This is a genomic window from Cellulomonas citrea (genome assembly GCF_009829685.1).
Lineage (GTDB): Bacteria > Actinomycetota > Actinomycetes > Actinomycetales > Cellulomonadaceae > Cellulomonas > Cellulomonas citrea.
In genome coordinates, this window is sequence record NZ_VWSD01000101.1 from 1 (window position 1) to 11077 (window position 11077).

The following is an 11077-nucleotide window of genomic DNA, read 5'->3' on the forward strand; positions in this document are numbered from 1 at the left end:
CGGCCGACGGCGGTTCGGATGCGGACGGCTCGGGTGCGGACGGCTCCGCGTCGGGCCGGCCCGGACCGGGAGTCCCGGGCTCCTCGGGGCCGGGCGGGGGCGGGGTCGACGTGCTGCTCACGACGTCAGCGTGGCACACCGGAGGCCCGGAGAGCCCGGCCCGTCGGGCACCGACCACGACGGCACCGGGACCGGATGCGTCGCGCCGCTGCGCTCAGACGCTGGCCTTGGCGTCGGCAGCCTCCTGCGCACCCAGCCGGGCGGCGACGTCCGTCCGCGCGGGGTAGCGCACCTCGAGGTGCGGCCGGGTCGTCACGTGGTAGCGGACCCGCAGGTCCCAGGCGCGGATCGCCCACACGGTCGCACCGGTGGCGGCCAGCAGCGCGGTGACCGACCCGATGCCGATCGACCAGCGCGGCCCGTAGGTCTCGCCGATCCAGCCGACCACCGGGGAGCCGATGGGCGTCGCCCCCAGGAACACCATGAGGTAGAGCGACATCACCCGGCCCCGCACCTCCGGCGGGGTGGACACCTGGATCGCCGAGTTCGCCGCGGTGAGCATGGTGAGCGAGGACAGACCCACGGGGATGAGCGCGATCGCGAACGTCTGGTAGGTCGGCATGAGGGCCGCGACGGCCGTCGTGACGGCGAACGCGAACGCCGACCCGATGACGAGCCGCACCCGGGGCCGCTCCCGCCGCGCGGCCAGCAGCGCCCCGGTGAGCGAGCCGATGGCGAGCACCGAGCCGAGCACGCCGTACTGCGCCGCTTCCTTGCCGAACTCGATGCGCGCCATCATCGCGGTGGTGAGCTGGAAGTTGAGGCCGAAGGTCGACACGACGCTCACCACGGCCATGATGACGAGGATGTCGCTGCGCCCCCGCACGTAGGCCAGACCCTCGCGCAGCTGGCCGGCACGGCGCGGGACGGACGGCAGCGGCTGCAGCTCGCTCACCCGGATCGCCGCCAGCGCGCCGATGGTCGCGGCGAAGGTCACCGCGTTGGCCAGGAACACCCAGCCGGTCCCGATCCAGGCGATGGCCAGCCCCGCCAACCCGGGTCCGATGAGCCGGGCCGCGTTGAACGAGGCCGAGTTGAGGCCGACCGCGTTCGTCAGCTTGTCCGGCGGAACCATCTGGGCCACGAAGGTCTGCCGCACCGGGGCGTCGAGCGCCGAGACCGCGCCCAGCAGCGCCGCGAAGACGTAGACGTGCCACAGCTGCGCACCACCGGACAGCACGAGGGCGCCCAGTCCCGCGGCGAGCACCCCCATCCCGGTCTGCGTAGCCATGAGCATCCGGCGCCGGTCGACCCGGTCGGCCAGCAGCCCGGCGACGGGTGACAGCAGGAGCGACGGCGCGAACTGCAGGGCGGTGGTGATGCCGACCGCGACCCCGGAGTTGTCGGACAGCTGGGTGAGGACGAGCCAGTCCTGGGCGACGCGCTGCATCCAGGTGCCGATGTTGGCGACGAGGGCGCCGCCGAACCACAGCCGGTAGTTGCGGTAGTGCAGCGAGGAGAACGTCGGGCTCATGAGGCCGCGATCCTGCGCAGCAGCTCGACCGCCTCGCCGAGCCGCGCACGCTCGTCGGCGGTGAGCTGTGACAGCCGGCCGGTGAGCCAGGCGTCGCGGCGGCGACGGGTCTCGTGCACCTCGGCGCGACCGGCCTCGGTGAGGTCGACGAGCACCTGGCGGCCGTCGGTGGGGTGCTCGGTCTTGGCGACCAGCCCCAGCTCGACGAGGCAGTTGACGGTGCGGGTCATCGACGGCGGCTGGATGCGCTCGGCCTCGGCGAGCTGGCCCGGCGTCATCGCGCCGTGCGCGTGCAGCATCGCCAGCACGTTGAACTGGGGGTCCGGGAGCCCGGCGTCACCCCGTTCGGCCTTGACCCGGCGCGAGGCCATCGACAACGCCCGCCTCAGGTCCTGGGCGAGGGTCGAGGAGGTCACAGATCGTTACTCTACCTCATTACCTGAGGTAATGATTGAGCCGGTCGGGCGACCCCTGCCGGCGGCGGAGGCCGCCGGTCGGGCGACCCCGGCCGGTGGCGGAGGCCGCCGGTCGGGCGACCCCGGCCGGTGGCGGAGGCCGGGGCAGGCCGGTGGTCGGGACCAGGCCGGCGACGCAGACTCGGGAACTGGTCACCTGTGCGCCCGGAATCGGCGAGTCGGCAGACCACGTGACCAGTTCCTGGGAAATGGGGCGGGCCGGGGCCGGCGACGCAGACTCGGGAACTGGTCACTTGTGCGCCCGGAACCGGCGTGTCGGCAGACCAAAGGACCAGTTCCAGGCAGAACGGCCGAGCCGGGCCAGGCCGGGCCGGGGCGGGCTAGGCCGAGTCGGGCCGGGGCGGGCCGGGAGCAGACCAAGGAGTCCGGCCAGCCCTGGCGGCCGGCGGGATCGGTCGACGGTCAGGCACCGAGACCGGGCCGCCGCCTGCTCAGGGCCGGCCCAGGGCCCGGTAGGTCCAGCCGGCGGCCCGCCACTGCGCCGGGACAAGGACGTTGCGCCCGTCGAGCATCCGGCGGTGCGCGACCACGGCACCGAGCTCCTCGGGGTCGAGATCGCGGTACTGCGACCACTCGGTGGCCAGCAGCACGACGTCGGCGCCCTGCGCGGCCTCGAGCGCGGTCGGCGCGAAACGCAGGTCGGGCCACTTGGCACGGGCGTTGTCGATCGCCTGCGGGTCGGTCACCGTCACGTGCGCGCCCTGCAGCTGCATCTGGGCCGCCACCGACAGCGCCGGCGAGTCACGCACATCGTCCGACTCGGGCTTGAACGCCGCCCCCAGCACCGCCACCCGCTTGCCGACGATGGACCCGTCGCACACCTCACGGGCCAGGTCGACGAGCCGGACGCGCCGGCGCATGTTCACCGAGTCGACCTCCTGCAGGAAGGTGAGCGCGTCCGAGACGCCCAGCTCCCCGGCCCGGGCCATGAACGCCCGGATGTCCTTGGGCAGGCAGCCACCGCCGAAACCCAGCCCGGCGTTGAGGAACCGCCGGCCGATCCGCTCGTCGTACCCGATGGCGTCGGCCAGCCGCGTGACGTCGGCGCCGGTCGCCTCGCACAGCTCGGCCATCGCGTTGATGAACGAGATCTTGGTGGCCAGGAACGAGTTGGCCGCGACCTTGACGAGCTGCGCCGTCGCGTAGTCGGTGACCACCAGCGGCACCCCCTCGGCCAGCGGGGTCGCGTAGACCTGGTCCAGCACGGCCCGGGCCTCGCGCCCGCGTGCCGTCGGCTCACCGTCGGCGTCGGTGGGCAGGCCGTAGACCAGACGGTCGGGGTGCAGCGTGTCCTGCACCGCGAAGCCCTCACGCAAGAACTCCGGGTTCCACACGAGCGTCGCGCCCGCGGCGGCCAGGTCGGGCGCGAGCCGCTCGGCGGTCCCCACCGGGACGGTCGACTTGCCGGCCACGACGTCGCCGGGACGCAGGTGCTCCCGCAACCCGGTCAACGCCGCGTCGACGTAGCGCAGGTCGGCGCGGAACTCGCCGTTGGTCTGCGGTGTCCCGACGCACACGAAGTGCACCGCAGCCCCGGTCACGGCCGACATGTCCGTGGTGAACGTGAGCCGACCGGTCGCGCCGACCTCGGCCAGCAGCTCGGGCAGTCCCGGTTCGTAGAACGGTGCGCGCCCGCCGGCCAGCGAGGCGATCTTCGCCTCGTCGACGTCGACCCCGACCACCTCGTGGCCGAGCTGGGCCATGCTCGCGGCGTGGACCGCCCCCAGGTACCCACAGCCGATGACACTGATGCGCACGTCACTGCCCCTTCGGTCCGGACCCGACACGTGACTGTATCCGGCGGCCCCGCAGCAGGCCGCGAGGCCGCCGACGACGGCCCGGGTTCAGCCGGCCAGCGCCTGCAACGGCCCGCGCACGAAGTACACGACGAAGAGCACCGCGATGAGCCAGATGAGCGGGTGCACCTTCTTGGCCTTGCCCACCACGGCCTGCAGCACGACGTAGAGGATGACGCCACCGCCGATGCCCGCCGTGATGGAGTAGGTGAACGGCATGAGGATCATCGTGAAGAACGCCGGGATGGCGATCTCGTAGCTCTTCCAGTCGATGTCCGCGACCTGGGTCACCATGAGGAACCCGACGACGACGAGCGCCGGTGCGGCCGCCTCGGACGGGATGACGGCGACCAGCGGCGCCAGGAACGTGGACAGCAGGAAGGCGATCCCGGTGACCACCGCGGCCAGCCCGGTGCGCGCACCGTCGCCGACACCCGAGGCCGACTCGATGTAGGCGGTGTTGGACGAGACGCCCGCCGCACCACCGGCCACCGCGGCCAGCGAGTCGACGATGAGGATCTCCTTGGTCTTCGGCGGGTTGCCGTTCTCGTCGAGCAGACCGGCCTCGCCGCCGATGGCGACCATGGTGCCCATCGTGTCGAAGAAGTCCGAGAGCAGCAGCGAGAAGATCAGCACGATCGCCGTGATGGCGCCGAGCTTGCCGAACGCGCCGAACAGCGAGAAGTGCCCCAGCAGCGAGAAGTTCGGGGTGTCCACCAGCGTGCTCGGGAAGGCCGGGACGGTCGACCGCCAGCCGCCGGCGTTGTCCGCCGACGCGGCCCCGACGTGCGTGATCGCCTCGACGACGATGCCCAGCACGGTGGTGCCCACGATCGAGATGAGGATGGCGCCGCGGACCTTCTTCACCAGCAGCACGATCATCACGACCAGGCCCAGCACGAACACGAGCACCGGCCAGGTGCTCAGCGAGCCGAACTGGCCCAGCTCGACGGGCGTGCCCGCACCGACCGGCACCCGGACGAACCCGGAGTCGACCAGGCCGATGAATGCGATGAACAGGCCGATGCCGACGCTGATGGCCGTCTTGAGCCAGCCCGGGACCGCGTTGAACACGGCCTGCCGGAACCCGGTGAGCACGAGCACCGTGATGACGATGCCCTCGAGCACGACGATGCCCATCGCGTCCTGCCACGTCATGCCGGGCAGCACCGCGATGGAGAAGGCCACCACCGCGTTGATGCCCAGGCCGGTGGCCAGGGCGAGCGGGAAGTTGGCCCACACGCCCATGAGGATCGTCATCACGCCCGCGACGAGCGAGGTGGTGGCCGCGATCGTCGCCGGGGCGGCCAGCGCCTGACCGGTCGCGTCCTTGCCGCCGAGGATGATCGGGTTGAGCACGATGATGTAGGCCATCGTGAAGAACGTGACGAGACCACCACGGATCTCCGTGCCGATCGTCGAGCCACGCTCGGTGATGTGGAAGAAGCGGTCGAGCGGGTTCGTGGGCGGCGCGGTGGGGGCCGCGGTCGAGGAAGACATGGGACGCATCCTGGCACTGTGACGGCCTGAGCCACAGCCCGCGTCCAGACTGTCGACGCGGGGCCAGGGCCTCAGGGCCGCACAGGGCTCAGGGGGTCACCGGCCTCAGGGCACCACGATCGACAGCGTGCCCTCGCCGTAGCCGGCCACGGAGACCTTGAGGTCCTCACGCGGGACGTACGCCATCACCCACTGCGCAGCATCCGCGGGCAGCCACTCGCCCGGCGCGTAGACGGCCTCGAGCGTGACGTGCGGCGCACCCTCGCAGTTGAGCAGGGACCCGGCGACGTTGATCGCCTCGCGCAGGTTCTCCGTGAGCAGCTCGGTGAGCCCCACGTTGGCCGCGTCCTCCGCGGCGCGCGCCGGGACCAGCCCGAGCGCGGCACCGATGTAGGCCGACAGCGGCAGGTCCGAGACCCACAGCGCCGCCAGGGTGTGCCCCGGCTGGGCATCGAACACGCCGACGACGGCACCGCCCTCGGCCTTCGGGTTCACCATGTCGGCGCCGGTCTCGACCTCGACCTCACGGCCCAGGAGCATCTGGAGCGTCTCGCGCACCTGCTGCGGGGTCGGCAGCGGAGTCTTCCTCATGCCAGCACCGGCTCGATCACGTCGCGGAACCCCTCGGCCGTGAACGGCTTGGCGATGAGGAACAGCGCCCCGGCCGCCTCGGCCTGCTCCCGCATCTGCGGTGAGCCCTCCGAGGTCACGAAGCCGAACGGTGTGCCGAACCCTGCCGCGCGCAGCGACTTGAGGAACTCGATGCCCGTCATCTCCGGCATGTTCCAGTCGGACAGCACCACGTCCGGCTCGTCGGACTGCACGGCCGCAAGCCCTTCGGCCCCGTTCGACGCCTCCCGGACGTCCCAGTCGTAGCCCGCCTGACGGAGGGTGCGAATGACGATCTGCCGCATGACGCGGGAGTCGTCGACGACGAGTACGCGGATCACAGCAGTCTCCTTTCCTTGGTCAGCCGAACAGCCACACGGCCACGACGATCGGTTGCCCGCGCCACGACAAGCGCAGCTCCTGGCTCAGGGAACCACCCTCGTGGGGTGGCAGCACGGCGTCGACGCGGGGCAGCCCGAGGGTGCCCTGGGTCGGCAGCAGCGCCTTGACGTTGCCGCCCACGACGTTGGCGATCTCACCGAACGCGTCGATGAGGTCGGCGTCGCTGACGACCTCGTCGTCGCCCATCATGAGCAGGGCCCGGGCCAGGGCGTGCGCCGTCGGGGCCTCGGTGGTGAGCGCAGCGCGCCCCTGCCACTCCCCGAGCAGGTCGACCCAGGCGTAGAGCGGGTCCGCGAACTGCGGGAGGTCGCCCTCCCAGGGCAGCAGCAGCCCCTCGTCGCCATCGATCATCGCGGAGAAGACGGACTCGGCGATGGCGTAGACCGAGTCCGAGTCGACCATGGCGCTCATACGTACTCCTCCGCCGGGACGAGGCCCAGCCACTCGAGCTTCTCCCGGATCGCATCCGCGGTGAAGGGTTTGATGAGGTACTCGTGCGCGCCCGCGGCGAGTGCCCGGACGATCTGGGACTGCTCCGACTCGGTCGTGACCATCATGAGCGTGATGTCGCGCAGGGCAGGGTCGGCCCGCACCTGCGTGACAAAGGTGAGCCCGTCCATCACGGGCATGTTCCAGTCGATGCACGCCAGGTCGACGTGCACGCCGGAGTCGAGGACGTCGAGCGCGGCCTGGCCGTGCTCGGCCTCCACCGTCTCGAAGCCGAGGTTGTGCAGCGTCCCGGACACGATGCGGCGCATCGTGCGCGAGTCGTCGATCACCAGTGCTCTCATCGGACTGCTCCAGCTCGGATTCCCAGGGCGGACACGGACGATGCAGCCAGGGCGCCGGTGGCGGCGCCAGGACGTGCGGACTGCGAGGGCACAGCGGGCGAGCCGGCCGGGGCGGCACGACTCGGGCGGTAGACGGACGCCGCCCCGACCGGGACCCGGTCCCAGCCGGCGTCGACGCCGATGGTGGTCTCGGCGGCGCCGAGCATGAGCGACCCTTCCGGGCTGAGCACGGAGGCCATCCGTCGCAGGATCTGCTGCTTGGTCGGCAGGTCGAAGTAGATGAGCACGTTGCGCAGGAAGATCACGTCGAACCGGCCCGGCGGCGGGGTGTCGAGCAGGTTGTGCGGCCGGAACGTCACGCGGGACCGCAGGTCCGCGCTCACCTGCCACTCGGCGCCGACCCGGGTGAAGTGCCGGACCATGAGCGGGGCCGGCAGACCGCGGTTGATCTCCAGCTGGGAGTACTTGCCCGTGCGCGCCCGGTCGAGCACCTTCTCCGACAGGTCGGTGGCCAGGATCTCGAAGGTCACCGTCGGCGGCAGCACGTCGAGCAGGGTCATCGCCAGGGAGTAGGGCTCCTGCCCCGTCGAGCACGCTGCTGACCAGAACTTCAGGTGCACCGGGCGGTTGCGCACCGCCATGAGCTCGGGCAGCAGGTGCGCGCGCAGCGCGATGAACGGCGAGTTGTCCCGGAACCAGGAGGTCTCGTTGGTGGTGAGCGCCTCGACCACGGCGCGTTCGCCGACGGTGTCCCGGCCGTTGCGGATCTTGCTCACGTACGCGTCGACTCCGGGCATCCCGGCCGCGCGGGCCAGCGGCAGCAGCCGGCTCTCGACGAGGTACTCCTTGCCGGGGCCGAGCTGGATGGCGCTGCGGGCGCGCACCAGCGTGGCGACCCACTCGAAGGTGTCGGAGGTGAGAGTCATCGAGGTCCTCCTGATGTCAGGACGCCGTGCAGACGACGTTCGACCGCCGGAGCGATCTCGGTGAGGGGCAGGACACGGTGGGCCAGACCGGCCGTGGCGACGGCCCCCGGCATGCCCCACACGACGGAGGTGGCCTCGTCCTGGACGTAGACGGTGCCGCCGGCCGAGATGAGGTCGGCGCAGCCGGTGCGGCCGTCCGCCCCCATCCCGGTGAGGACGACGGCCAGCAGGTTGCCTCCCAGCACCTGGACCGCCGAACGGAACATGACATCGACCGACGGACGGCAGAAGTTCACCGGCGGACCGTCGGTGAGCACCGTCTTGACCGAGGTGCCCTGCCGACGCAGCTCGAGGTGGTGGTCGCCGGCCGCGATGTACGCGTGGCCCGGCTCGAGCGTCTCGGCCCCGGTCGCCTCGACCACCCGGGTCGGGCCGAGCCGGTCCAGGCGCGCCGCCAGCTGACGGGTGAACACCGGCGGCATGTGCTGGGTGACGAGCACCGGCACCGGCGGCGCCTGGTGCAGCCCCTCGAAGAACCGGGACAGCGCCTCCGGCCCCCCGGTGGACGAGCCCACGATGAGCGCGTGCACGGGACGGGCCGGTGGCTCGGACCGCAGCGTGAACGCGCGGGCGGCCTTGGGGGCGGCCGTCGCCACCGGGCTCGTGCTGGTGGCGCGGGCCGCCGGGCGACGAGCACCGACGAGCGCCTTCACCTTGGGGATGAGGTTGTCGGCGACCTGCTGCTTCGAGGCCGCCAGGCCGCCGGTGTTGGTGGGCTTGGTGACGTAGTCCGTCGCACCGGCCGCCAACGCCTCGAGGGTGGCCGCGGCGCCGCGCTCGGTGAGCGTGGAGAACATGATGATCGGCATCCGGTGGCCGGCCTTGCGCAGCGTGCGCACGGCCTCGATGCCATCCATGTCCGGCATCTCGATGTCCATCGTCACCAGGTCGGGACCCAGCTGGGCGGCCCGCGACTGCGCGATGAGCCCGGTGGACGCGGTCCCGACGACCTCGATCTGTGGATCGGAGTCCAAGACCTCGGTGACCAGGCGTCGCACGACGACCGAGTCGTCGACGACCAGAACCCTGATCGCTGTCATGGACGACTCCTTTCGGGGGACACGGTCTCGCTTCTCAAGAACATCGGCGGGTCGAGGGCTGTCAGTAGGTGAACGCGTCGGTCGCTCGGCGCGTCAGTAGGTGAAGGTGGAGACCTCGGCGCGCAGCGACTCGGCCATCTGGGTGAGGTCTGCGACGCCGGTGCCCATGAGCTGGGCCGCATCCGTCGACGCCTGCGCGGCACCGGCGATGCCGGTGATGTTCGAGGCGATCTCACCCGACCCGGTCGCAGCCTCCGCCACGTTGCGAGACATCTCGTTGGTCGTGACGGTCTGCTCCTCCACCGCCGCAGCGATGGTCGTCTGGTAGTCGTTGATCTGACCCACGATCGCCGCGATCTGACCGATCGCATCGACCGCACCACCGGTCTCGGACTGGATCGCCTCCACCCGACGAGCGATGTCCTCGGTCGCCTTGGCCGTCTCCTGCGCCAGGTCCTTGACCTCACCGGCCACCACCGCGAAACCCTTACCCGCCTCACCAGCACGAGCAGCCTCGATCGTCGCGTTCAACGCCAGCAGATTCGTCTGCTCAGCGATCTGCGTGATCGTCTTGACCACCGCACCGATCTCCTGGCTCGACACACCAAGACGAGCCACCTGCTCATTGGTCGCCGCCGCCACATCCGTGGCCTGAGCAGCCACCTTCGCCGCCTGCGACGCATTCTGCGCGATCTCACCGATCGAGCTACCCATCTGCTCAGCACCCGCAGCCACCGTCTGCACATTCCGGCTCACTTGCTCAGCAGCAGCAGCCACCGCAGACGACTGCTCAGCCGCACCCGCGGCACCCGACGCGATCTCGTGGGACCTCGCAGACAGCTGCTCGGCCGAGGCCGCCACCGCGGACGAGGTCGTCGCCACGCGGGAGATCACCTGGCGCAACGCGGCCTGGGCACGACCCAGACCCGCCGCGATCTGGCCGATCTCGTCCGCCGTCGTGACCTTCGGGTCGCGGGTGAGGTCTCCAGCGGCCAGTGCCTCGATCGAGACCTGGACGTCGGCCACGGTGCGCCGCAGGCTGGCGAACACACGCAAGCCCAGGGCAAGCACCAGAACCAGCGCGACCACCAACCCGCTGACGATCATGATCACGGCCTGGCGGGCGCTTGCGCTCCCGGCGGCGTCACGCTGCGCGGTTTGCTCGGCCTGCAGCTTCGTCTCATCGGCGAACAGGGTGTTGAGCGAGGCCGCGGCCTGGCGCGAGGCGTCCGCGGCCTCGGGGGTGGTGGCGACGCCCGCCGCGTAGTTGGTGAGCTTGTCGCTCACCAACGTGAGGTACGTCGTCAGGTCCTGCCCGATCGCGTCGGCGTTCGACTGGCTCTGGGCACCCGGCAGGTACGCGCTCACCGACGCGTTCACCGCATCGACCTTCGTCTTGATGTCCGTGACCGCGGCATCCTGCTGATCCGCCGGGACCTCGCTCAGCGACGCGATCCTCGCCCGCAGGTTGCCGAAGTCGGCCTCGGCGGTGAGCAGCTTGGTCATCGGGACGCTGTTCTGCACATAGGTCTCGTGCGCCGATCTGCTCAGACCGAGGAGCCGCACGACCGACAGCGCCGTCAGGGCGAGGGTCACCGCGAGGAACAGCCCGAGCACGACCCCGAACTTGGTGAGCAGGGGCAGGTCGAGGAAGGTCCGTCGACGTGCGGCGGGCGTGCTGGCAGAGGACTGAGACATGACGGCTTCTTCTTTCGGTTCTGGGCGACTGCTCGGTCGAGGTCGACCACGAGCAGCACACGGTCATCGAGCGTGTGGGCACCCACGACGAGCGAGCGCATCTGCGCCCCGAGGGTGTCCGGCGGTCCTCAGTAGGTGAACTTGGTGACCTCGGTGTGCAAGGTCGCGGCCAGCTGGGCCAGGTCCGCCACGGCCACGCCCATCTTCTGAGCCACATCGGTCGAAGCATTGGCCGCTGAAGCAAC

General features: G+C 71.0%; 11 protein-coding genes. All 11 read right to left on the minus strand.

Annotated elements, in window-relative coordinates; all coding sequences use genetic code 11:
• Positions 1-214: 214 nt before the first annotated feature.
• A complete protein-coding gene (locus tag F2B26_RS11310; protein WP_159809397.1) occupies positions 215-1534 on the minus strand; it encodes an MFS transporter in 1320 nt (439 codons plus the stop codon).
• Positions 1531-1950 carry a MarR family winged helix-turn-helix transcriptional regulator gene (locus F2B26_RS11315; RefSeq protein WP_438939196.1) on the minus strand — a complete coding sequence of 140 codons (420 nt, stop codon included), beginning with the start codon at positions 1948-1950 and terminating at the stop codon, positions 1531-1533. Before F2B26_RS11315 ends, F2B26_RS11310 begins: the two co-directional genes overlap by 4 nt.
• 491 nt (positions 1951-2441) lie before the next feature.
• Positions 2442-3767 carry a UDP-glucose dehydrogenase family protein gene (locus F2B26_RS11320; protein WP_159809399.1) on the minus strand — a complete coding sequence of 442 codons (1326 nt, stop codon included), beginning with the start codon at positions 3765-3767 and terminating at the stop codon, positions 2442-2444.
• Between the two features lie 87 nt (positions 3768-3854).
• The gene (locus tag F2B26_RS11325; protein ID WP_159809401.1) at positions 3855-5306 is read right to left on the minus strand and encodes an NCS2 family permease; all 1452 of its coding nucleotides are present in this window, start codon (positions 5304-5306) and stop codon (positions 3855-3857) included.
• A 105-nt stretch (positions 5307-5411) separates the two neighbouring features.
• Positions 5412-5897 (minus strand): hypothetical protein, encoded by a 486-nt coding sequence (locus tag F2B26_RS11330; RefSeq protein ID WP_159809403.1) that lies wholly within the window; start codon positions 5895-5897, stop codon positions 5412-5414.
• Positions 5894-6253 (minus strand): response regulator, encoded by a 360-nt coding sequence (locus F2B26_RS11335; protein WP_159809418.1) that lies wholly within the window; start codon positions 6251-6253, stop codon positions 5894-5896. Before F2B26_RS11335 ends, F2B26_RS11330 begins: the two co-directional genes overlap by 4 nt.
• A gap of 22 nt (positions 6254-6275) precedes the next feature.
• Positions 6276-6728, minus strand: a complete 453-nt coding sequence (locus F2B26_RS11340) for a chemotaxis protein CheX (protein WP_159809405.1) — start codon at positions 6726-6728, stop codon at positions 6276-6278.
• Positions 6725-7108: a response regulator gene (locus F2B26_RS11345; protein WP_159809407.1), complete on the minus strand. Its 384-nt coding sequence runs from the start codon at positions 7106-7108 to the stop codon at positions 6725-6727. The genes F2B26_RS11340 and F2B26_RS11345 overlap by 4 nt, the downstream gene beginning before the upstream one ends.
• Positions 7105-8034: a CheR family methyltransferase gene (locus F2B26_RS11350; RefSeq protein WP_159809409.1), complete on the minus strand. Its 930-nt coding sequence runs from the start codon at positions 8032-8034 to the stop codon at positions 7105-7107. Before F2B26_RS11350 ends, F2B26_RS11345 begins: the two co-directional genes overlap by 4 nt.
• Positions 8031-9134 (minus strand): chemotaxis-specific protein-glutamate methyltransferase CheB, encoded by a 1104-nt coding sequence (cheB, locus tag F2B26_RS11355; protein WP_159809412.1) that lies wholly within the window; start codon positions 9132-9134, stop codon positions 8031-8033. The genes F2B26_RS11350 and cheB overlap by 4 nt, the downstream gene beginning before the upstream one ends.
• Positions 9135-9227: 93 nt before the next feature.
• Entirely contained in the window at positions 9228-10832 is a 1605-nt protein-coding gene (locus F2B26_RS11360; protein WP_159809414.1) for a methyl-accepting chemotaxis protein, read from the minus strand.
• Positions 10833-11077: the final 245 nt, after the last annotated feature.

Coding starts and splice junctions, on each gene's coding strand:
- F2B26_RS11310 (WP_159809397.1), bottom strand. CDS start 1,534: ATGAGCCCGACGTTCTCCTCGCTGCACTACCGCAACTACCGGCTGTGG.
- F2B26_RS11325 (WP_159809401.1), bottom strand. CDS start 5,306: ATGTCTTCCTCGACCGCGGCCCCCACCGCGCCGCCCACGAACCCGCTC.
- F2B26_RS11330 (WP_159809403.1), bottom strand. CDS start 5,897: ATGAGGAAGACTCCGCTGCCGACCCCGCAGCAGGTGCGCGAGACGCTC.
- F2B26_RS11340 (WP_159809405.1), bottom strand. CDS start 6,728: ATGAGCGCCATGGTCGACTCGGACTCGGTCTACGCCATCGCCGAGTCC.
- F2B26_RS11345 (WP_159809407.1), bottom strand. CDS start 7,108: ATGAGAGCACTGGTGATCGACGACTCGCGCACGATGCGCCGCATCGTG.
- F2B26_RS11350 (WP_159809409.1), bottom strand. CDS start 8,034: ATGACTCTCACCTCCGACACCTTCGAGTGGGTCGCCACGCTGGTGCGC.
- cheB (WP_159809412.1), bottom strand. CDS start 9,134: ATGACAGCGATCAGGGTTCTGGTCGTCGACGACTCGGTCGTCGTGCGA.
- F2B26_RS11360 (WP_159809414.1), bottom strand. CDS start 10,832: ATGTCTCAGTCCTCTGCCAGCACGCCCGCCGCACGTCGACGGACCTTC.